The 25,199-nt window shown below is 42.1% G+C and carries 10 protein-coding genes; all 10 read right to left on the bottom strand.

The features are described 5' to 3' along the window. Positions 1-7 precede the first annotated feature (7 nt). Entirely contained in the window at positions 8-3,100 is a 3,093-nt protein-coding gene (locus QF042_RS09530) for a TonB-dependent receptor (RefSeq protein ID WP_307527641.1), read from the bottom strand. A 602-nt stretch (positions 3,101-3,702) separates the two neighbouring features. Beyond that, complete coding sequence (locus QF042_RS09525) at positions 3,703-5,667, bottom strand: sialate O-acetylesterase (protein ID WP_307527640.1); 1,965 nt, start codon at positions 5,665-5,667, stop codon at positions 3,703-3,705. Positions 5,668-5,930: 263 nt separating this feature from the next. Next, positions 5,931-7,487 carry a glycoside hydrolase 43 family protein gene (locus QF042_RS09520; protein ID WP_307527638.1) on the bottom strand — a complete coding sequence of 519 codons (1,557 nt, stop codon included), beginning with the start codon at positions 7,485-7,487 and terminating at the stop codon, positions 5,931-5,933. Between the two features lie 314 nt (positions 7,488-7,801). After that, positions 7,802-8,836 carry a DUF5627 domain-containing protein gene (locus tag QF042_RS09515; protein WP_307527636.1) on the bottom strand — a complete coding sequence of 345 codons (1,035 nt, stop codon included), beginning with the start codon at positions 8,834-8,836 and terminating at the stop codon, positions 7,802-7,804. A gap of 30 nt (positions 8,837-8,866) precedes the next feature. Further along, entirely contained in the window at positions 8,867-10,639 is a 1,773-nt protein-coding gene (locus QF042_RS09510; RefSeq protein WP_307527633.1) for a RagB/SusD family nutrient uptake outer membrane protein, read from the bottom strand. Between the two features lie 21 nt (positions 10,640-10,660). Further along, positions 10,661-13,579 (bottom strand): SusC/RagA family TonB-linked outer membrane protein, encoded by a 2,919-nt coding sequence (locus tag QF042_RS09505; RefSeq protein WP_307527631.1) that lies wholly within the window; start codon positions 13,577-13,579, stop codon positions 10,661-10,663. 18 nt (positions 13,580-13,597) lie between these two features. Beyond that, positions 13,598-15,493: a RagB/SusD family nutrient uptake outer membrane protein gene (locus QF042_RS09500; RefSeq protein ID WP_307527629.1), complete on the bottom strand. Its 1,896-nt coding sequence runs from the start codon at positions 15,491-15,493 to the stop codon at positions 13,598-13,600. Between the two features lie 12 nt (positions 15,494-15,505). Further along, the gene (locus QF042_RS09495) at positions 15,506-18,586 is read right to left on the bottom strand and encodes a SusC/RagA family TonB-linked outer membrane protein (protein ID WP_307527627.1); all 3,081 of its coding nucleotides are present in this window, start codon (positions 18,584-18,586) and stop codon (positions 15,506-15,508) included. A 1,029-nt stretch (positions 18,587-19,615) separates the two neighbouring features. After that, on the bottom strand, positions 19,616-23,791 hold the full coding sequence (locus QF042_RS09490; protein WP_307527625.1) for a two-component regulator propeller domain-containing protein: 4,176 nt from the start codon (positions 23,789-23,791) through the stop codon (positions 19,616-19,618). A 210-nt stretch (positions 23,792-24,001) separates the two neighbouring features. Next, on the bottom strand, positions 24,002-25,102 hold the full coding sequence (locus tag QF042_RS09485; protein WP_307527623.1) for an endo-1,4-beta-xylanase: 1,101 nt from the start codon (positions 25,100-25,102) through the stop codon (positions 24,002-24,004). Positions 25,103-25,199: the final 97 nt, after the last annotated feature.

The following is a 25,199-nucleotide window of genomic DNA, read 5'->3' as shown; positions in this document are numbered from 1 at the left end:
CTGTATTCTAAAATGTTAAATTAAGACCTGCAACATAATTACGTGTTGAAGGTGTGTTGGTGCTGATGGTTAAGATGCGTCTTGGATAGACATTATTAACGGCCTGGTTTTCATCCCCATAAGAGTTCGTCTCAGGATCCATTCCGGACTCTCTGTGGTAAGGTGAAAACAATACAAAGGGATTCTGTACCGTAAAGTACATTCTCAACCTAACATTGGAGTTTTTAATTAAGTCCCTGTTAAAATCGTAGCCAAGTGTAATTGTTCTGATCTTAACGAATGAGGCATCAAAATAACCCAGCGTACTGCCATATTTTGCATTGTCTCCACTGGCGATACCTCCTGGTTTAGGGTATTTTGCACCCGTATTCTCAGGTGTCCAGTAATCTACCTTCACGTTATTTCTTCGTCCGTTCAATAAATTCAAATATCCTGAGGAGCCGTAAAGTGTACTTAGCAAAACTCCACCATCCTTGAATAATCCAACAACACCTAAATCAAAACCTTTATAGGCAACCCGGGTGTTAAATCCACCGGTAAACTTTGGATCCACATCAATGATTTGTCTGTCTGCTGCTCCTATAGCCCTTGTTGGTACTCCATTTGCACCGTAATCTCCGGTATATTTAACTTTGATCATACCCACGTTTCCACCTGGTTCTAAAACATTCAGATAAGGATCACCTGCCTGCCATAAACCAACTTTTTCGTAATCATAAATCGCATTGATGTTATGTCCTACAAACCAGGCATTTCCTTCATCACGGGTCTGTCCGGAAGCCAATGCTGTAAGTTTATTTCTGTTTGCAGAAATATTGAATCCTAAATCCCAGGTCCAGCCCCCCTGATTTTCAAGAATGACACCATTAAGGCTCAATTCCCAACCTTTGTTCTGGGTTTGGCCAATATTGGCAGTGTAGCTTCCTACACCGGCTGTTGAAGGTAGCGCAACATTAAGTAAAATATCTTTGGTTTTGGTATCATAATATTCAAAAGTACCAGAGATGCGGTTTTTCAGGATTGAAAAATCTAAACCATAGTTCCAGGTCTCAGAATATTCCCATCCCAAACCCGGGCTTGGAAGCTGGGATACGTAATAACCAGTTGCATAAGTATTATCACCAAAATTATATGGACGTGAGCTCAACACACCCAGTGTTTGATATGGATTAACCGCCTGATTGGAAGTCTGACCGTAACCTACACGGATTTTTAATTTATCAATTACGGTGATGTCTTTCATGAAAGATTCATTCATCAGGTTCCATCCCACAGATACTGCCGGGTAGGTATGCCACTTATGTCCAGGCGCCAAACGCGAAGATGCATCCGAGCGAAGTGTTGCACTCAGTAAGAACCTGTTATCATAAGAATACATAATCCTTCCCATGTAGGAAACCAGCCCGGTCAAGGTATAGTTACCGTTGCCAATTGTTATCTCACCATTTGCCTGTCCAAGATTATAAAACTGGAAAGCATCAGAAGGGATATCTCTGGCAGTCATGGAAGAAGAATTAAATTTATTTTGTTCTGCAGAATATAAAGCAACGGCATTGATACTATGTTTTCCAAAACTGCGGTCATAGGTAATTAAATTCTCCAGCGTCCAGTGATAGGTTTGCGAGTTACCTACCCCAGCCGTTGAGGGTGTAGTGGCTGTAGTGCTGCCCACCCCAACACCGGTGAAATAACCATTATTGCTTTGGATAAAATCCAGACCAAGGTTCGCACGGTATTTCAGCCCTTCCACTCCGGGAATTTTAACCTCACCATAAAATGAATTATAGGTGGCAAAGCCCCGGGTTTCATTCAGCCATTGGTCATGTAATTCCTTCACTTTACCATTGGTAAAAATATAAGCTTCATCCTGCGGCATTCTGATGGTACGTTTTAAACTTCCATCAGCATTATACGGGTTTGAAATAGGGGTATTACTCAGGTTGCCATAAATACCAACCTGATTGCCTTCACTTATATTGTAATTGTTATTAGTGGTAAATCCAACGCGGAAAAGTTTCCCGATTTGCTGATCGAGCGATGCTTTCATCGAATACCTGGTATACTGCTGGGTGGGAATTAAACTCTGGTTTTTATAATAACCACCACCAAAACTATAGTTACTAGTTGCTGAACCTCCGGTTACGCCCAAATCATGACTGGTTACAATAGCATTTTTATTATAAAACAAATCCTGCCAGTCTGTATTCACATCATTGGATTCATCAACACCAAGGGTTGTGTAGAGTCCTGATGCTTTTCTCAGCGCAATGAATTCCGGTCCGTTCATCATGGGATATTTTGCAAACAAAGTTTGCAAACCTGTATATGAATTGTATGAAATTTTTGCCGGTGCACCAACCTGCCCCCTGTTGGTGGTCAACAGGATTACGCCATTGGCACCCCTTGAGCCATAAATCGCAGTTGCTGATGCGTCCTTCAAGATATCGATACTTTTAATATCATTGGGGTTAATGTCACCAATTGAGCCGGGAAATGGAATGCCATCCAATACCACAAGCGGCTCATTACTTGCCGAAAGCGATCGCTGCCCGCGGATGAGGATTTGCATAGTAGCACCCGGTTTGGTTGAGGTTTGGGAAATGTTAACCCCCGCTAACCTGCCTTGAATGGCCTGAGCGATGTTAGGTGCCGGCACCTCACGAATTTTTTCTCCCGAAATGGATGCTACAGAACCCGTTACAGCCTCTTTGCGCTGGGTACCGTAACCAACAACCACCACCTGGCCAAGTTCTGCGGCGCTTGGTTGAAGGGTTACATTTATGGTGCTCTGATCTTTCACCGGAATTTCTTTGTTAGTATAACCAACGTAAGAAAATATCAAAACCGGGTTTGCTCCAGTGGTGGTAATAGAAAAACTTCCATTATCCTGGGATGAGGTACTTGTATTGGTTCCTTTTAAAAGGACACCTACACCGGGCATTGCCTTACCTTGTTCATCAACAACTTTACCTTTTACCACAGTTTGTGCTTGTGCAATAAAAGCTGAAAATATCAGCGCCGTTAACAGTATAACCGTAGGCAGGCACCTGAAAAATTTCAAGCGCGATGTTACAGAAGATTGTAAAATTTCACTTCTCATAAAAAATGGTTTATAATGGTTAAAAATAAATTGGAAAAGACTTGCTGTGTTAACCGGAAAATCAGCAAGCGGATATTTAAATCACACTCACCAAAAATTAACTGACTGTAACCTGCAAGCCCAATTCAATTTATTCTGGGATAAAGATATTTACATTGATAAACAGGTCATGATTTGATTGTGCATATTAATAGAATAAATGTTCAAATCAATAATGATCAACAGCCCTTGCAGGACAAAAAAAATTAGCTGTAGAAAAGAGCCAATTAACCACAAACCGTGGGGTAAAAAGAATAAAAATCCTTGAGTTTAAAAATCCAAAAAGGAAACCAAAAAGTGCATTTAAATACTTAAAAAAGCGCATTTAAACAAAAAATAACTGCTTTATACATTTGATTAAAAAATAAATTTACGCCTACAAATTAGCTCAGAAAAGATGTATAAGATTGACTTATAAGAGGATTTAACTATGTAAAAAATCGGCAAATCCACATTATGCAATCGGTTGAATTTTTTAATTGCAATTACCGTACGCTACTCAAATGAAAAAATATCTAAACAAAGAAAATAAGGAAATATTCCAAAGCTTTAAACCATCGCGATTAATTAACTTCCGCTTCAAAAGGGGAAGCCGGTAAATCAGCCTTGTTGTATAAATTAGCCCGATCGGGATTATCAGCCCATGCATAACGGACAAAGGCAGGCTTTACGACCAAGGGGCTCGAGAGCACAACGGTATCTCCCACTATCCTGGCCTGGGCCCAATAAAAAACTTTATCCTCACCCGCAAGGGCGAAACCGGTAAGTTTATCAGATCCTTTAATCATCAGCCCAGGCGTACTATGGTCAAAATTTATAGTCAGTTCAGATCCGTTTGCATGGTTTGATTTATAAATAGGTCCCGAATAAATAATCTTTTGATCCTGGTAAGCCAAATGTGAAGCCCAAAGTGCCAAACGTTCACCGACGTCTTTTTTATTTAGCGGATGAATATCATTCCATTCACCGGTATCAATGGTTACAGCCATCCCTGTATTGGGTACTGAAAGTGTCTGCAGCTGGCTTTGCCTGAACTGCGCCCAACTACTTTCTTCGGGCAAATAGCTGGCTTCCATAAAATTAGGCAACTGCGCATAGATAAACGGCAAATCTCCCTGCTTCCATTTACCGCGCCAGTCTTTTATAAGCGCCGGTAACAGCTGCCCATATGCTTTTGCATTCCCGGTATTCGATTCACCCTGGTACCAAAGAAAACCTTTAATCGCAAACCGGACAGCTGGCGAAACCATGGTATTGAATAATCCGGTTGGCTCATTCTGCGCAACCAAGGGCATTTCGGCTTCACCACGAAAGCCCTGGTTTTGCCTTGGCTGTGCATAGCCTACTTCGAAACTCCATTCGCCACGTAAGTCTATTTTTTTTGCTGGAGTTAGCAAGGAATAGTTTTTATCTGGCACAAAGCCTCCTTTACCGCTGCTGCTTACCACTTTCACAATAAGAATGTTTTTTCCTGTTTTCAATAAGCCTGCAGGAATAACATATCTACGGGGAGGATATTGATAGGTGGTGTTGCCGATAAATTTACCGTTGAGGAACACTGAATCTGCATCTATGATGCGGCCCAGATAAAGCTTAGCCTGCTGTCCGCTCATTTCTGCGGGGATTTGTAATTCTTTCCTAAAATAAAAAATCCCGTTAAAATTCCGGACTCCCTGATCAGCCCAGTAGCCCGGCATCCAGAATTTTCGCCAGCCGCTGGCATTAAAATCAGGATCTATCCATTTTACCGGGCCCGAAAGCCCTTCATCAATTATGGGGGTTGGTGCTGTTGGCCTGATTAAGTTCTTCTCTTTAAGATTTTTTTGATAATTGGCCATAAATGTGGAATCCCTGAAATTGTCTATTTTTTTCAGCTGCGCGGGATTCGTAAAAAATGCATCACGACTCATCCAGGCCTCAATCGGGGTACCCCCAACGCTTGAATTGATGATACCTATCGGAATGTTATATTTTTGGAAGAGCGTTTTTGCAAAAAAATAACTTGTTCCCCCAAAACTTAAGATACCCGCACCGGTGGCGGGAACCCATTTTCCCGGAGGAAGATCAATGGATTCTCCAGACAGGTCTGCTTTGGTTGGAACAAAAAAGTTTCTTATCAAAGGAAAATGATCCTTTTCAATCACCTGCGGATAAGCTTCTTTTAACCGCTCCATTGGCAGGGCCATATTGGATTGCCCTGAACAAAACCACACATCTCCCAACAGAATATCATCAAGGGTAATCGTATTTTCACCTTTAACAATCATTTTAAAAGGCCCACCAGCTTTCATCTTGCTCATTTTCACTGACCATGAGCCTTGTTCATCTGTGGTAGCCTGATAAGTTTTTCCGTTAAAACTAATGGTTATTTTTTCTTTTGCCGCTGCCCATCCCCATATCGTCAGGGAAGTTTCCCGCTGGAGCACCATGTGGCTGGATACTAACTGTGGTAAGGTAACCTTGCCGGTAACCGAAAAACTGAAAACCAGTAGCCAGGCGAGGCAGCATAAAATAAATTTTGTTTTCATATTGTTAGGTTGGATATTTTTTTGTCTTATCTCTTAAACCCGTATTTTACAGCATTTCTATTATAGAGGATATAAACACGCAGGAAGCTATTTAGCTTTAAGCTACTACATTTATCAATGTCCAAAACTATCCAACAGCACTGAGCTTTAACTTGCCATTTGAATATAATGCTGCAATTAATGTTCAATATTGCTTATTAGCATGCAAATTCCTTTCAGGCTCCTTAAGAGTAAATTCTTGCTTTATACTATCAGCGCCCGGCTTAGTTAATTTTGATGTTGAAATAATCAAAGTCAGCATGGCCACCAATTTGCTGTGTGGCGAAATTAAAAAGACCGAAACGGTACCCCATAAAATGTGGTAAGGTGTAGGACATTTTTAATTTTTCACCAACCGTATTCCACGATTTACCATCCAGGCTGTAAGCGAAGGAAGCCAGGTCCCGTCGATCCGTAAAATCACAGCTTAGCTTCAAATAAATTTTCTGCTGTTTTAGCGGAATTTTGACGCTTTCCACAGGCTGATTATCGTTGACCGTAGTAACCACGATGAAGAGGCCTTCTTTTGAGGATTTAACTCCAATCCAGCCGTACTTTTTCTGAAGCAGTAACATTCCGGCGCAATCCCCTATTTTCATATTTTCCAGGTCTATGCTGGTTTCGGCTGAACTTGCCGGCGCTACCGTTCTTTGGGTAAGGGTATTTCTGGCCCAAAGCACCGAGCTATCAATCCTGGAGGTTTGTATCACCAGATACCCCTTTCTTCTGGAGAGCGACCAGTTGGAATGATCCGGATTATGATTCCATTGCCAGACCTTTTTAAGACCGCTTCCTTCACCCGTGCCCTCGAAGCTGTCAGAATCCACGATACCGGGAATCAGGCTCAGGTTTTTATCCAGAGGAAGCCTGTCAGGGGCTTTTCCATTCAGGCCTATAACCGGCCAGCCCTGCTCCCATTTAACGGGAAGTAAATAAGGAATTCTACCAACTGCTCCATAATCACGAAACAGGTAGGAAAACCATTGACCTTTTAGGGTACTGATCAGTCCACCCTGTGCCACACCTTTATCCTGAAGACCGATTCTTCCGGTATAGGGACCCGATAACCTGTCGGATTTATGAATAATTACTGTACGCATACTGTTTCCGGGCCAGGCAATATTGAAAAGATAATATTTACCCTTTACCTTGAAAAGCTGGGAACCTTCAGCAGGCAAACCGGGATTACCACCGGCAACCTGGGTAGCGTTTTCTATCAATACTTTGGGGCTTGTACCTGTTTTTATTCCGGAAAAATCAGCATTTAACTCAGCAAGCATAATTTTGCCTGCCCCATAAACCATAAATACCCGGTCTTTTTCAAAAAACAGGGAGTGATCATGAAGTGCAGGGCTGAAGGCAGACTTTTTCCACGGCCCTTTTTCAATGTCTGTAGTAGAATATATGTACGTTTTGTTGGTTGTGCCGGAAAAAGTACTCACATAAAACCGACCTTTATGGTAGCGTAAACTACTGGCCCAGGATCCTCTCCCGTAGTCATTTTTGCCATTATTTAAATTAAGCTGGTCGGTATTTGCCAGGGTATCATAAACATAAGTCACAATCTTCCAGTTTACCAGATCAGTGGACTTCATAATAGGAAGACCAGGGCTCATATGCATGGTCGTACTGCTCATGTAATAGTCTTTTCCTACCCGGATAATCGACGGATCGGGTACATCAGCAGCGATGATAGGATTTGTTGCGATTTGGCTATAGGCTGTAAAACAAAACAATCCATTTAAAAGCACAGCACACAGATAAAATACAAGGTTTTTCATAGTTAGGGTGAATTTGAATCCATCAAAAAGGCTGTATCATAAAACAAGTTTCTCTAAATTTTGTCAAGTTTGAAATGTCGTCATTGCGAGGAGGAACGACGAAGCAATCTTTCATACCAGCGATTTTTGCTATAAAGATTGCTTCCCCGAAAATCGGGGCAGACTGTCGGCTGAAAAAGCCTTCTCGCAATGACGGATTCCTCAGGAAAGCCATACCGTTAATTTCTCAAGTGACCTATATTGATTTTTATGCTATAAATTAATCCTCAGGCTAACATTCCGTAATTAATCGGTCATCATTTAGGCTGTGGCTTCTAATTTTTCACCACATCAAAATACTCCGCTTTGATTCCCCTCTCTCTAACAATGAGCGTATCTTTTGTCGCATATTTCACACTCAGGTTTTTAAAATTAACAGTGTAGTCCAGGTATATTGCACTGCGTTCAGTTCCTCCGATACTATTTTTTTCACCTTTAGAAACAAACTTTCCGGATCCGGAGATATCAAAATCGGTTGAGTTGGCTGCAATGGTACAATTGTTACCATCGGCAAAGTTTAAAACCAGGCTAAAATTGACATTGTTTCCGCTACTGTTTTTAATGGTTAATGGCAAGGTTGCAACCTTGAGCGAAGTGGTTGATATACTGACCACCTGATTGCTTTCCACATTTTCAGTCCTCCGGGCTACCGTACTCACCGCTCCGTTTGACTGCGTAATCTGATCCACTCCCTTTCTCAGGTAATTTCCTTGCCAGGGGTTTACGTACTTAACGGCATATAGCACATAATCTTTTGGACGTGTGATCCAGTTTGCGGCAACAAACCGTGATGGGCTGTTCACTGCAGGCATACCTTTCAATATGGAATCCGCTCCGTTAACACTGGTCATCACAAGCGGAATAACATAGTTTCTGGTGAGCGATTTAGGATCGGCAAAGAAAGCGTCTGTTAATTGAACATCAACACCGCCAAGGACGCTCCCAGGCTCAATGAAAATCTGGCTGGAACCCAGTTTATAATACGCCGAAGGCAAAGCAAGCACTTCACTGCCTCCATTAGTAAAGTTAAGGCCATCCAACAAACTTTCATCTACTTTCACACCAATGGTTACTTTTTCTTTATTCTCATTAACACCTCCAAGGGTAGCCTTGATGGAAACTTTGTGCTCATTATCCAATGTATTATCCACCAGCAAATCTTCGCCCAGCACGACTGTTCGCAGCGGATATTGATTGGCAAAATAGACAGCCTTATAGGCATAATCAGGAAAAGCAAGATCATCATTTTTACATGATGAGAGCAGGCCAATAGCCGCTGCCAAACCCAGACAGATATGATTAATTTTCATGCTTATCATTTATTTAATTTCAATTTCTTATTATTTCCAGCCCTGATTTTGAATTAACTGACTATATTTCAACACTTCCGAATTAGGGATGGGACCATAATACATATAACTCTGAAAGGCACGCGGTTCAACACTCAAAGGGGTAAAAACGTTACCATTAACATCCATTCCTCTTGCAGTCTCATTTAATTTGGTTAAATCCACTTTCCAGCGGCGTAGATCCCAGAAACGAAAACTTTCAAAGCAGAGTTCCAGGCGTCGTTCATTTCTAATCAGTTCGCGCATCTTACCCACATCAGATTTACACTCCTCCAGGTATGGGTCGCTTGAAAAACCAAATGCTCTTTTACGGATATTTTTGATGATATCATAAGCCGAATAAGTATGGGTACCCAGTCCTGTTGGTCCCCAGGCTTCATTTGCGGCTTCTGCATAAGCAAGATACATTTCAGTGTAACGTATCCTGGGATTATAATGGGTTTTTCCGCTGATTGAAATCGGATTTCGGTTAACATCCATTCTCAAACGTTTTTTCATATAGTAACCTGTCCTTGTTGAAGTGGCCCTAACATTCACCCCATCATCAGAACCAGAACCACTTCCTGTCCGGATTACCGTATTGGAAACGCCTGCAGTACTTCCGTTAAAAAAGATATACTTCCCAAACCTCGGATCTCTTCCTACATAAGGATTAGCGGACAGATAATTTGCGTTAGGATGATCAATCGGATAACCGTTGGCCATAGGAAAAGCATCCACTAAATTTTGCGTGGGATTCATTAGTCCGTTTCCAAATAGTGAAGGCGGGAAGTGCTGTCCTTCCTGGGTACCATCATTGGTTACTATATTTTCTCTCCAGATCACCTCGGATGGATTATTTCCCCCGCCTAACCCATCAACTTCGGCTGTATTGGCATAATAAGTTCCGCCATTTTGCGGAAGACTATTTGCGCCACCCTTATAATCGATGATCTGTGCGGCATAATCTGCAGCATCTGCCCAGGTGAGGGAATTGGATGCATTTTTAAAAGCAGGACTTGCCGCCAGCAAAGCGGTTCTTGTGCGGAAAGATTTGGCGATCAACCCGTTGAAAAGCTGACGGGCATACTGCCCCATTACACGGTTATAAGTCTCTGCATTCTGGGTAACACTGCGAAACCTGGCAGGAATTTGCGCGGCCGAAGATACATCGTTATATTCAACAGGAAGATAAGCCTCAGCACTGTCCAGGTCTTTATAGATTTGCTTTACGCAGGCATCAAAACTGGCCCTTGGCAAATTGAATTCGCTCGTTGCGTTCTGATATTGGGTAATGATCGGCACCCCTGTCAGTTGACCATTGGAGGCAATACCACCATGGTTTCGTAACTGAAAATAAAGATAAAGGCCTCTTAAACCAAAAGCTTCCCCTCTCATGCGGATATTGAAAAGCTTCGAACTTTCGGGGTCTACAGCCCAGCTTACCTTAGCCGAATTGGCGAGGAAAAGATTGATGTACTGCATCGCCTCATAAGACTGGTTCCATACAGAGGCCGGATTGCTGGCAGCGGTCCATGAACCACTGGCCAACTGCAGGTAGGGATGGGTGAGCTGATTGGTGACCGCATCATCAGTGGCAAAATCCGAGTTATCATAATAGGCCGGGATGGTACGATAAGCGTTAATCAAAAAACCCTGCGCAAAATTGGCATCGGTGTACATTTGCTCAATAGTTTTAAGGTTTTCCGGTTCCGGTTCAAGAATTTTCTTGCACCCGGCAAGCGCAAGGGCAACTAATCCGATAATAAATATTCTTAATTTCATAACATTATTGCTTTAATTCCATTAAAAAGAAGCCCTGGCACCCAGGTTGAAAAAACGGGTCTGTGGTGCGGTACCAATATTAGTTTCCATTAGTTTTCGTTCATTTGAAATCACCAAAAGATTATCACCCTGAACGTATAAACTAAGGCCATGAACAAAAGAATCTTTTAAAAACTTCTGATCGAAATCGTAGGTCAACTGAACCCTGTTGAGATCAAACCGGTTAGTTTTATATAACCAAAAAGTGGAATTACGAAAATTATTATTGCTGTTTGTAGTTAACCGGGGATAACTTGCAGTAAGTTTTGTAGCCTCTGTCCAGCGGTCTAAAACCACCTCAGAATATTTACCGCTTCCCCCTACCCAGTAATAAGAACTGTTCTTGAAGCCAACAGCACCTCCACTACCGGAGCCTAAAGCAAAAAGGGTGAAGTTTTTGTATTTCACCGTCAGGTTTAATCCATAGGTGAAAGGTGAGGCAGCCCAGCCAGTGTGGCCCAGGTCCTGCTGGTCCCTGCCATCGATGAGTCCATCCCCGTTAAGATCTTTATATTTCAGGTCTCCGGGTTTCACCACGCCGAAAGTTTGTTTGGCATGTGCATCTATATCTGCCTGACTTTGAAAGAACCCTTCACTCAAATAGCCATAATACGCATCGAGAGGTCTTCCTGCTCTGGCCAGATAAGCCTGATCTACAATCTCATCCCGTTTCATCGCCTTACTATTATACAACATGCCCGATACACCCAGTGAGTACTGCACTGCTCCGATATGCTTATTCAGATTGAGCGAGAAATCCAGACCCTTGCGTTTATCTTCATTAAAATTAATCCAGGGACGAAAATCACCTGATCCGGAGAAATAAGAAGGATAAATGGTTACACCACGTGCCAGAAGTCCGTTTGTATTTTGAGAGAAATAATTCAGATCAAGGGTAAGGAGGTTTTTGAAAAACGATGCATCTAAGCCCACCCTCCATTCATTGCGTTTAATAAAGGTAAGATCAAGATTTTCCGATTGTCCGGAAAGTGTAGTCCTTCCACCTGCAACCCCATCCCGCCATTGATAATATCCTCCAAGGGCAGCAGTATTGCTGTAATAGCCCTGATACAAATAATAATCAACAGGCTCATTCACATTATTGGCCCTATAGCCGGTTACATCCAGATCCTGGTTCACCGAGGCATAAGAAGCATTAAATTTCAGATCATCCACAAAGGAAACGTTCTCTTTAAAAAAGCGCTCATTACTGATTCTCCATCCAACAGAAACTGAAGGCGATAGCGCATTTCGTTTTCCAGGTGGCAGTTTAGCAGAATGAACTAAAGCACCTGTAAAATCCAGATAATACTTTCTTTTGAAATTATAACCGGCCTGGAATCCAAGGTTTGTGTTTAAAACAGGTTGATAATCACTTCCTCCCTGATTATCAATATCACTGGAGAACTGTGTTTTATACCACCATCCAAGTACTGTAGCGGTTACCGAATGGTGATTTGCAAAAATCCTGGCATAATCAAACTGGGATCGGAATGACATTGTTTGCGTATAAGTTGACCTGCCTACATATTCATTTGTAGAATTCTTATCCTCACCGAATTTTTCAAGCGCAGTGATGACATCCTGACCATTTACCGTAGACCATGTTGGGCGGTAAGTTGCGTAAGGCAGGTTATAAGCTTCAGAATATAATGAAGCATAATCCATACTGGTTGCTGTAGTAAAGGAAAGTCCTTGTACCAAAGATGCCAGGTCGGCCTTTAAGCCCACATTATAGAGAAAAGTACTCGATTTTGTGCGGATGTATCCCGCGGCCAGCATATCAGAAAATACGTTGGTGGGATTTGTACTCTGCCCGCCAAGCAGGAATTTTCCGTCAATGATGTGGTTACTATTCTTCACAAAAGTCTGTAAGGCTGGGTTGCTTGGATCAAGCCTGTCTATTGGGATCAATGGAGAGAACCTGTTAAAGGTTGGGGCAATCGTAGAACTTGCTCCCCAAAAGTCTCCTCTTCCTGCGTAATTATTAGAAGATATTGCTACCGCATCAGCCGAGGCGGTCAGCCATTTTGTAATGTTCATGTCCACATTACCCCTTACGTTGAAACCAAAGTCACTGTTTTTTTGCTGCTCACCATATTTTATGAGACTATTATTATAGCTCAGACCAATATTGGTGTAATACCGTGCAAACTCATTCCCTCCTGAAACCTCAGTGGTCAGATCAGACTTTGAGTAAGCATTTTTAAGATAGTCCGAACTAAAGAAATCCACATCAGGGTACCGGTAGGGATTTGTTCCAGCCCTTGTGTTGTCGATTTGCTGCTGAGTGAATCCAGCTCCCGAAGTTGCTATTCCATCATTGGTCAGTGCCTCATTATACAGGGTCATGTAGTCTGCTCCGTTCAGGTATTTGGGATAAGCCTTAGGCACAAAAATGCCGGTATTTGCACGGACATTAATACTCAAAGGTTTCACGCTTCCCCTATTGGTTGTGATTAAAATAGCACCTTTAGCGGCTGTGCTTCCGTAGAGCATCACAGCACTGGCACTTTTTAACACCGTTATAGACTGTACTTCAACCAACCTGACGTCTGCAGCATTCCTGGGGATTCCATCTACAAGAATTAGTGGCGCTTGCCCCCATATATTCCCGTTGTAGCCACCTACGAAACTCTGTAAATTATCGAGACTTCTGCTGCCATAACTTTTTTTCAAAAGCGCTGCGATGTTCACCGAAGAAACTCCGCCAAGCAAATCCTCCCGGGCAACCGTTCGGAATGCTGTTCTTACTAAACTATCGTTAGGGAGTGGTGCGGAAACTTTACGAAACGGCACTTTAACGACACTGTCTTTTTGCTCCTGTGCAGCTGTTTGAGTGATCCTTAATAGGAAAGCGACTAAACAAAGGCAACAGGTCACTATATTTTTTCTATTCATTTCTGTTGAATTATTTGATTACCAACCTGGGTTCTGCTTGAAATCCTTATACATATTCACATCCTCTACACGGAAGGGTAACCAGTAATGACGTTGACCTAATTGTCGCTCAAAGAGTACTGTTTCCCTGAAATTTCTTACCCTGGCATTTTTGGGATCCGCGTAAACCTGTGCATTGGTAAGGGCACGGTCGAATTCCACTGCTTTTTTTAGTGTATAAGGACGTTCGGTTAATAACAACCATCTCCTTAAATCATTGAAGCGGTGGCCCTCGAATGCTAATTCAACTGCCCTTTCCCTTCTAAGTTCACTTAAAAACAAGGTATTTGAGGCCAAAAATTTGGTTGCTACATTAGATACCCCAGCCCGGTTGCGTATTTTATTAACGGCATCTACCGCAGAAAGTCCATAACCACTGCCTTTACCTTGAGGGGAGCCATATCCATTTGCCGCAGCTTCTGCATAAAGAAGATACACATCTGCAAGGCGCATCAGACTTAAGACAAAAGTGTTGTTCTCTCTGTAGCCATCATATTCGTTCATCAATTTGGAGACAAATTTGGAATTCAGGTAGCCTGTCCAAACCTTTTTGTTTCCGTCGGCCGTCCTGAAAAGTCCGTTACTGAAAAGACTTGCATACTGGCGATACTCGTTGTTACCGACACTTTGAGCGGTAAGTACACATTTTTCACCATCAATCATGATGTCATTGTAAAAGCGGGGATCCCTGTTTTTCCATGGATATTCCGGATCATATCCGCTTTCTGAATCCTTCTGTTCAGGATCGGTGATGGGTAAACCGTTCGCCATACCGTAATAATCTGCGTAATTTGCTGTCGGATAAACCTTAATACCCGTTTGATGGATGACCAGCGGACGATAATCGTTTACCTGATTCCACCTCCATCTTCCCGCAGCGTTTGCAAGGTTTTCAAGAAAGATGGATTCTTTAAGCCCTGGTATTTTGCCATTCTGATTGTAGGTATAGAACAAATCGCGGTACTGTGAAAACGGTGCCAGCTCATAGCGGCCTGTTGACTCCGTGATCTGAAGTGCTGATGCCAGCGCATCGGCTGCTTTTTTACAATACTCAGTGTTATAGGCACTATTTCCTGTAGATTCCCTGTTCATCAGCGGGCTGCCTGCCCACAGATAGTTTTTGCCAAGAAATCCAAGTGCCATTATTTTGTTGATGCGGGTATTGTTATTTCCGGCAGTCTGTTTGCCGACTACCGTCTGGTCCCAGTCCACCGGCAATAATGCCGAGGCACGTTGCAAATCTGCAGCCACTTTATCCGCGGTAGCCTGATAGCTTAAGCGGGGTAACTGAATAACCTGGTCGCTGGGCAGTACCTGATCAACATAGGGCAAGCCTCCCCAGTATTCCATCAGTACGAAATGAAAATAACCTCTAAAAAAATAGAGTTGTCCTGCGATCATGTCTTTTTCTTCCTGAGTAGCATCAGTGAGTTTATCCAGGTTAGCCAGGCCTACATTTGCTTTACGGATGGCATACCAGGAGAGTCCCCATAGTTTTCCCTTCGTTCTGTTGGCATCTGTTCCGGTTCCGTCTGCTGGATTTCCACCAGTACCCAGAAAATTATAAAACGTATTCGTCCAGCCCATGTAATTTCCCTGATCGATCTGGTAGGAAAGTAAGCGGGTTTCCCCTACCTCCCAGAATTCTTCTTCACCTAAATTGAAGCTGTTATGTGCTTCAACCAGGCTAAGCAAGGGAATGCAATTGTAAAGTTCTTCCGTAAAGCCCTGAAAATTTCTGAAATTTTTGTAGGGATCGGTTTCCTGAATGTCAGCAAGCGGAGACCTGTCTAAATATTTTTTGCACGAACTTGATGCAAGAATGCCCGATAATATAATAAGGGGCAATACGGTATGCTTAAAGAGATTTTTCATCTTCAAATTATTTTATAAAGTGATATCAAGACCAAGGTTGAAACGTCTCACTGTAGGATAAGCACCGCCGCCTGAACCGCCACTAAAGTTGGATTCCCGGTCGTCCGGCATTTTTGTCCATAATAAAAGGTTGTTGCCATTTACATAAACCCTGCAGCTTTTTAAGCCAAGTTTGCTTATGTAATTTCCGGATAAGGTGTAGCCAAGTTCCGCGTTCTTTAACCGGATATAGGATGCATCATAGTAATAGCGTGTTCCGCTGCCACCAAAGGCGTCTAAAACGCTCCAGCGCGGTGGAGGTACCTCACCACCGCCATTCTGCAGATACCAGTATGGTTTTTCCACAAATACGACGTTACTTTTCCCTTGAAAGTTTGGAAACTCAATCTCTCTGGTTACATTATTTACCCCATAGAACTGAACAAAAAGACTAAGTTTTTTCCATTCAAAACCAATGCTGGCATTGTAGGTGTTCTGAGGGTTCGAGGTATAGCCATACGGTGCCCGGTCCTTATCGTCTATAATTCCATCTGCATTAAAATCGATGATATTATAATCACCTGGCAGTTTATTCTGATTATTTGACAATCGTACCGTGCTTCCATAAATATCATCCCAGCTCGATAAGAATCCATCGTTTAAAAAAGACCTGGTTTGACCAATGGGATAACCAGCCTGTTTCTGATAACTTGGCGTCAATTCAGGATCATCCCTGAAATTGGTCAGATTGGTCGCATGGGTCATCGCAAGATTTGCCCATACACGGATATCCCTATTGAAAGCGTGGTTTAATTTTAACTCCACTTCGTAGCCCTGAGCGGTTACCTGTCCAAGATTCGCCCTTGGCGCTGTGCTGCCAAAACCATAATAAGATGGTATAGCCCTCGAACTGCCGCCGATCATGATGTCGCTTCTTTTATCTTTAAAAATATCCACACTTCCGGAAATCGCTCCTTTTAAGAAACTGTACTCTATACCCAGATTACGTTTTTCAACGGTCTCCCAGGATAGGTTTGCATTGCCCATGGTACCGATCCTGTAGATGGTGTATGGCGTGGCCACGGCGGGCGAACCCATCGGTGTATTGCCACCATATTGATAAGAGTCACGGAAGGGCCACCTTGGACCACCAAGTGCATCATCCCCGATTCTTCCCCAGGAAGCTCTGACTTTTAATAAATCAACAAATTTCAGGCTTTTCATAAATTTCTCATTACTGATCAGCCAGCCTGCAGACACCGAAGGAAAGAATGCAAAACGGTAATCGGGACCAAACTGTTCAGATCCATTGTAAGCACCGTTTGCCTCAAAGAAATATTTAGACCTGTAATTATAAGTTGTCCTGAATACCCAGTCTTCCCGAAAAGTCGGAAAAGAACCACCTCTTGCAGTTCTCTGACGCTGCATAAGCCCCATCGCTGTTACATCATGATCTCCAAACTTTCGGTCGTAATTGACCTGGAACTGATAATTGGTATTGCGGTAAGTGGCATTTTTATCTACTTCCCCGGGCGCAATTGACCAGGCTATCGCATCAGTAAAATCAAATTGGGTACCTGTGTTTCTTTGCTGCTCAAATGAAGTGATACCCGTATTGGAACTAATATATTTTCGCTGCGCAGCATTAAATTGGTCATTTATACCACGGATTCTTTCCAGAAATGTATTATCTAAAGAGAGACTTCCTCTAAAACTTAGTCCCTTTGTAACCATATCTAATCTTTGTTGCAGAATAAAATCAGTAGTCAACTGTGTACTGGTCCTTTTTTCTACCCCCGAATAGGCCAGCCAGAATGCAGCATTTGGCTGATCCTGAGTTGCGGTTGGAAAAAACCCATAGGTACCATCTGAATAAATGGGCCGAAAGGAATCGGGAGCAGTTCTATAGGCAGAAGACCAGAAAGACTGATCCCCGTCAGCCATACCATAAGGTACCTGGCGAACACCGTTTGACCCGAAAAGTTTGGTTGAGAATTTCGTGGTTTTGGTCAGGTTGAAATCCAGGTTACTTCTTACATTGGTACGGTTATACCCAAAATTTGACGTGTAACCCCGCTGATTGGGAAAGGTTTTAAATAAATCGCCTTCCCTGGTTAAATCCAGCCCTGCAAAATAAGTCACAAACTTTGAACCACCCGAAACGTTTGCCGCGGTATTGTAAGACATCGCTTTATCCTTGAAAAGTTCTTCTTCCCAGTTAACGTTTGGATAACGGTCCCATTCTTCAAGATTAGCCGGGTTACGGTATTTGTTGATGATCGACTTAGGTGTATAACCAGACCAAACATTTTGATCAACTATTGATTCCCGTTCAATAATGTTATTCTTAATCATCAGGGCATCATAGGAATCATATTTTTCAGGAAGTCTTGAAGCCACTTTAGCCGTCAGGTTCGATCTGACCTGAACCTGCGCCCGGCCTTCAACCCCACGTTTTGTAGTCACCAGGATTACGCCGTTTGCACCCCTCACGCCATATACCGCTGTAGCAGAGGCATCTTTTAAAACAGAAACGCTTTCAACTGAGGAAATATCAATAGAACTTATCGAGCGTTCAATCCCGTCCACCAAAATTAGTGGCGAGCTGTTGTTCCAGGAACTTTGCCCACGGATTAAAATTTGTGGATCTTCCCCACCAGGCATACCCGATGAGGCTGTGGTAACTACCCCTGGAAGATTTCCCGTTAGGGCCATGCCCAGGTTGGTTACCCCACCTGTACGTTCAAGCACCTTGCCCGAAGTTTGTGAGATGGCTCCTACAACACTTGCCTTCTTTTGTTGGCCATAGCCTACAATAATTACCTCATCCAAAGCAGTGCGGTCATCACTCATCGAGATAATCACATTACTTTGATCAGTTATATTCACCTCTTTGGTCATCATCCCAACAAATGCGACGACCAAAGTTGCCCTTCCTATGGGTACTTCAATCGAAAATTTTCCCTCCGCTGAAGTAATTGCTTTTGCTCCTGTTCCTTTCACGGTAAGGGTCGCACCAATCAGGGGCTGCTTTTGATCATCAAACACAGTTCCCCTTACAGTTCTTTTCTCTTGTGCACTGGCCGAGTTCACCAGCAACAGCAGGAGAATCATCGAAAAGCAGGTTTTAAGTAGCGATTGTCGTATCAAAAATTTTATATGACAATGCTTACTACACCATTTCTTGTATTGTTCCATTAGTTATATTCAATTAAGAGCTTATGATTTGACAATTTCGAGTTCCATTTACCGCGCAGGCAGAATGGATATTGAGCAGTATTTTTTTAGTCATAAATTTGATTGTTATCTGGTTAGTTTTTTTAAAAAAAATGATGCTGATCTGCAGGCTCAATTGCAGCTTTTCAAGTCTAGGTAGGAGGTTTCATCTGATTGCGTTTTAGGGTAAATATTTTTATAACCGGCATTTCCGGTCCAGGTAATTTTATGCCCATCGTTTTTTATTTGATCAGCCTGCACCAGGCTGAAATAAAATCCGGAATCCGTGAATTCATCACCTCTTGAAAAATGAGTGCTGATGGAATGCTCCCGGTTTTCTAAATCACCACCCCAATGAATTAACTAAAGCAAGCGCACAATTCTTGCGGTGAAGAAGTTCAGGTTGATCAGTTATACTTCGGTAAAAAGGGAAGAGGTTTATAAAAACGGGAATATGCTAAAATCTTCGCTGGTTGAGGACGCTTCCCAAAAAGCCTTATTTCCTAATGTTATATAGCAAGCCATAACTTTTATTAGCTACTATAGCGAGGTTAGTTAGACATCGCTTAATGGATTTTAAAAATAAGGAAGCCGGGGCATTGGGTTCGTATGGATATAGAATTGTGTGCAGGTTCTTCCCATTTACCAGGGCAAGATTGCATGGGCCTTCCTCATAGAAGTTGATCAAATGATTAGTCATTGTTTAAGAGTTTATTTGGTTACAATCCAAACATAGCTCGAAAACAAAGCCGGGGGTTAGAATATTTGTTCATAAATCAGCTATAAATGTTCCATAAACACAACTAACTGACAATCAATTGCTTAATTTAAATAAAAACAAATAAACGCATTGATTACCAGGACAATACATTTACTAAAACGTTTTTCTTAGGCCAGAACAATCGATTGCAGAGAAGCTAATTTTACTTAATGTTCTACACTAGCAGGATGATCTGGCTTACGATACTGATTTAAATATTCTGAAGGTTGCATCCCGAATTTTAACTTAAAGGATTTGGCAAAATAGTTTGGTGTTGCAAAGCCAACCAGATAGGCAATCTGGGAAATGTTCAAATCACTTTTAATTAGTAAGCCAGCGGCTTTATCGAGCTTTACCGAGCGTATATACTCAACCGGTGAAAGTCCTGTTAATTCCAGCACTTTGTGGTAGAGCGAACCCCGGCTCATTCCTACATTTCTACTTAAATCCTCAACAGACAATTGTGGATTATTGATGTTATCTTCGATGTACTTAAGAATATTCTTAAGTAACTTGTCACTGTGCGATTCAACAACAATTTCTGCTGCCTCCATCTTTATCTGTTTGGTATAAGTATTCTTCAGGGTCCGGTTTAGCACCAAAAGGTTTTTGATTTTAATATTGAGAATATCCATATTAAACGGCTTGGTCAGGTAGTCATTAGCCCCGATTTCCAGACCCGTTAATTGTTCCTGTTCGCCAGTGAGCGCGGTCAGTAGAATGACCGGAATGTGTTTTGTCCGTTTATCTTCTTTTATTTTTTTGCACAGTTCAATACCTGTCATGTTTGGCATACTAATATCGCTGACGATGAGTTCAGGATGGTTTGCCAGTGTTTTTTGCCAACCCTCCTTACCGTCAGCGGCCTCGACAATGCGGTAATTGGACTTCAAATTATCTCTAAGGTATTCCCTGAGGTCCTGATTATCTTCTACCAGCAGAATGGTATGGATCTCTGCATCTGTTTCGCTCACTGCTTTATCTGAAGATTCCTCCTGAAGGATGAATGGTGTCTCCGGACTGGAAAAATCCAGATTAAGCTTTTCTATATGATCCTGTAGAGGCAATGGCAGGGCAATCATGAAACGTGTGCCCTTTCCGATTTCGCTTTGTAAATCAATAGTGCCTCCCTGGATTTTGACAAATTCTTTGATGATGGACAGTCCGATCCCACTTCCCTGGTTGAGGATGGAAACTTCGGTATCTGCCTGAAAAAACCTTTCAAATACTTTCTGCTGTTCTTGCTCGCTAATGCCAATCCCGGTATCACTAACGGTGATCAAAACAGCTTCTCCCGGTTCATCGCGCTGATTTTTTTTCAATTCAACGGTGATATTACCGCCAGATGGTGTAAATTTAAATGCATTAGAGAGCAGGTTAAACAAAACACGTTCCAGTTTGTCATGGTCAAACTCAGTCGGATAGCTATCAAACTGAGTTTGAAAAGAAAGCCGTATAGATTTACGTTCGCTTAAATCGTTGAAAGATTCTATTACATCAGCAATAAAAGAGACCAGCTCCCCTTTCGTATTATTTATCTTGAGCTCATTCTCTTCAATTTTACGAAAATCCAGAATTTGGTTGACCAGGTTAAGCAAGCGGCGGGCATTTCGCTTCACTATTTTGAGAGAAGCGTTTTTAGCATCTCCCCTCTCCTGAGAAAGGAGCTTCTCAACTGGCCCCAGGATTAGTGAAAGCGGCGTACGAAACTCATGGCTGAGGTTGGTGAGAAATTTAATTTTTAGTGAATCCAGTTCATGCAGCCGCTCTGCCTCTTTTCTGTCCTGTAAAATCTGCTGCTCGATTTTTGTTTTCTCCTGAACCAGCGCAAACTTTCTCTCCAGGTTTTTGATGCCCCGGTGACGAATATAAAGCAAAGTACCGGCAATAGCGAGCAGGTAAAAAGCATAAGCATATATGGTTCTCCACCATGGTGGATGGACAATTATTTTTATCGAAGATTCAGTCGTGTTCCAGACACCATCATTGTTACTCGCCCTGACATGGAAAATGTATTCTCCGGGATCGAGATTGGTATAGGAAACGGTTTTAGCTGTACCCGCATCGATCCATTCTTTATTAAAACCTTCGAGTTTATAACTATAACGGTTTTGTTCAGGCGCAGTGTAGTTTACACTGACAAAACTCAGTGAAAAATTTTGTTTATAATCCAGGTCAATTTTTTTTGCAATAGAAATATGGTCGGTTATCGGTCCGTCCTCGCTAGCCTCGATTACATTATTAGAAATCTTTAGCTCGGTAAAAAGCACTGAGGGAACATTTTTATTTTTTCTAAATCCGGCAGGATTGAAATAATTCATCCCTTCTGCTCCACCAAAAAATATTTCACCGTCTTTACATTTCAGAACTGCTCCCCTTATAAAGCTATTATTCTGAACCCCATTGTAGATGCCATAGTTGCTAAATTTTTGGGTTTTCGGGTCAAAACGGCTAATTCCTTTGCTGGTACTTAACCAAAGATTATGATTATCATCTTCCACAATAGCATCTATAACGGCACTTGCCAGACCATCCCGTTCGGTAAAATTTACGAATTTATTTGACTTTTGATCAAACAAATTCAACCCCCCTCCTGCCGTTCCAACCCAAATTCGCCCTTTGGAATCCTCAAGAAAAGCCTGCGCAACATCACCCCTGAGGCCGGAATTAAACTCGTTATAATGTTTAATTATGGTTTTATCAGCATTAATCATGGCCACTCCCGAACCATGGGAACCTACCCATATATTTGCGAACCGATCTTCTTTGATAAAACGTATATAATTATTAAGCGGAAATTTGCGATCTATGGGTGAGTGACCTTTGCTTTTATACCTAAAAATAACCTTGTGGTTTGAATCCATCACATTGATCCCACCTCCATTGGTACCAATCCAGATCAGGCCGTTTTTATCCTGGGTTGTGCAAAAAATTTCATCTGAATTGAGGCCGAAGTCCTGATTTGTTTTTCTAAAGGATGTCGCTTTTGTCAAAGTTGAATCCAGTACGATCAGGCCGTAGCCAAAGGTACCCACATAGAGTTTTTTAGCTGAACTGGCAAATAGAGACATCAGCGTAACCGGTGATTGTAAACCAAGTTTCCCCAGGTCCACTCTGCGGAACAAGGCCGTATTTCTGTTGAAGATACTCAATCCGCCGCCTTCGGTAGCTACGTATATATTCGTGTTGTCTTTATTTGCAAATGAAGTTACCACCGGTGCATTTAAACCATATACATCGAAAACATTACTTCGGATCAGATTGAAAAGGTTGAGGTTACTATCAAACTTATTAATCCCCTCGCGGTATAAGCCCAGCCAATATATCCCCTGCTTATCAATATACACATATTTTACACTGGTTCCCCGCAGGCTGTAAGAGTTTCTGGGATTTGGCTTGTATACCGTTACTTTTTTAGTACGAAGGTCAAAAACATTAAGACCATCTTCTGTGCCGAGCCATAACTGACCATTTTTTGAGAGGGCTATACTTTGAACAGTATTGTTGCTCAGTGAGTTGGGATTTCCCGGAATATGCTTATAATGCTCAAAACCCATACCATCCGACTTAAGCATACTCAAGCCTGAGGTTGTACCGATCCAGATATTGCCGTTATCATCTTCAGCTAAAGACTTCACCATATTTCCTGCCAGGCGCACCGGTTCATCTTTCGCAGATCCAATTCTGACGAAAGAAGAAGTTTTTCGGTTAAAAAGAAATAATCCGTCTTCCGTGCCTACCCACATTCTGTGTTTACTGTCTTCCAGCATGATGTTTATGATTGTTGGCGGAAGTTTACCATACTGAGCTGCAGCAATTGGAAACTTTGAAACCTGTTTGGTATCCGGATCAAATACATCGAGCCCGGCAAAGGTAGCCACCCAAATTTTGCCCAGGTAATCACTGGTGATATACCTAATCAGGTTGTGACTGAATCCTGTTGGGGTGTTTGAAGCCGGATAATTGATGAAAGAATTTTTTCTTCTATTGAAAAGTGCAAGTGAACCTCCACTGGTACCAAACCAAAGATTTCCCCGCCTATCTTCGTGAATGGCCTTTACCTCGTTTGCCTGAATGCTCGTTGAATCGTTTGCCTGGTGCTTGTATGTTGTAAAGTTAGTGCCATCAAATTTATTTAATCCGTCCTCGGTACCAAACCACATTAACCCATACCTGTCTTTGAAAATTACGGTTACATTATTCGATGATAATCCATTTTTAGACGTCAGCGAGGTGAAACGCAACTCAGGCTGCTGAGGTTTCTGCTGTGCGGCAGCATTCCCAGTGCAAAAAAGTACATAAATAAATAAAATGAATGGCAGATATGCAGACCCTTTGAACATAATTTAGTGATTTTGCTGTATTAATTAAATTTCAACATCAACGGCGTTAAAGGGCTCCCCGATGAGCTAAAATCTAAGGAAGATTCATTTTTTTTTGAACACATGATATATTTGGTTTGGTGATGGTAAGATAGAAAAAACTAATTTAGTTCATTACAACATTACTGTTTGTACAGCATATTTTCTTCGTTCTTCATTTACAAAAACTCATTATTTACTAAAATTAACAACGCCGTGATAGGCTTTTTTTCTTTGCAGGTTTTGATCAAAGAGTAGCGGATAGTTTTTCCTCCCCGGCACCGGATATTGATCGAGCCATGTCGAGCGATCTGAAAGATTCCAGAAAGTTACACTGCTGATCTCTTTTTTAAATTCCCTGAAAATAGAAAAAACCCTTGCGTATTGATCACTTTGTTTTTTTTCGAGCGCTGCTGTCAGGCTGTCGGACTCACCGGGTTTCTTTGCTCTTAAATTTTTCTCCCATTTATAGACAGACATATCCAGTTCTGTGATCTGAATCTGCAGGCCAAGGGAAGCATACAATTTTAAGGATTCCCTCAACTCGGTGTCACCAGGCTCAAAAATCGACCAGTGGCCCTGCAGGCCTACCCCATGAATCGGCACCTTATCATCGACCAGTTTTTTCAGCATTTTATAGATTTTTGCTCTTTTAGCAGGTCGTTCCGAGTTATAGTCATTATAAAAAAGCAATGCATCAGGATCAGCCTGATGTGCATATTCGAAAGCCTTGGCAATAAACTCCTCTCCACAGATCTCCTTCCATAAAGAAGGCCTCAAATATTGGTCATCTTCATCTCCAATAACCTCATTAACCACATCCCAGGCATACACCTTTCCCTTATACCTTCCCACAACAGTTGTGATATGGTCTTTAAGCCGTTTAAGTACCAGTGCTTTTTCAGCGCGGCCTCCTGAACTGTTCTTAAAAATCCAGGCTGGCACCTGCTCATGCCAGCACAAGGTGTGCCCCCTTATTTTGAGCCGGTTATTAAGCGCAAAATTGACCAGAGCATCGGCCTCGGCCCAGTTGTAAACATCCTCACGAGGATGAATTGGTTGCATTTTCATCGCGTTCTCCGGCGTTATGCTGTTAAATTCCTTTAAAAGTAGTGCACCCTGATCTCCCTTAATGGTTTGGGCCGAAACCGCGACCCCAATGTTAAAGTAAGACTGATAATAATCCTTCAATCCGCGGCTACGGTTTTTAGTTCTATTGTAACTGCCGCAACTCGAAAAAGCTGCCAAAACAGAGATGGTAACGATTGCAATGTAAAATTTAGTTGTACGCATTTATATTTGGTTGAATGGCAAAATCGACTTCGTCCTATTTATTCTCAAGGGGAAAATCCAGTAAATTTAGACCTAAGTGAATAGATCAGCAGTCATA

Source organism: Pedobacter sp. W3I1 (assembly GCF_030816015.1).
Lineage (GTDB): Bacteria > Bacteroidota > Bacteroidia > Sphingobacteriales > Sphingobacteriaceae > Pedobacter.
The sequence above is the reverse complement of the archived record's forward strand: the minus strand, read 5'-3'. Positions and strand labels throughout refer to the sequence as shown.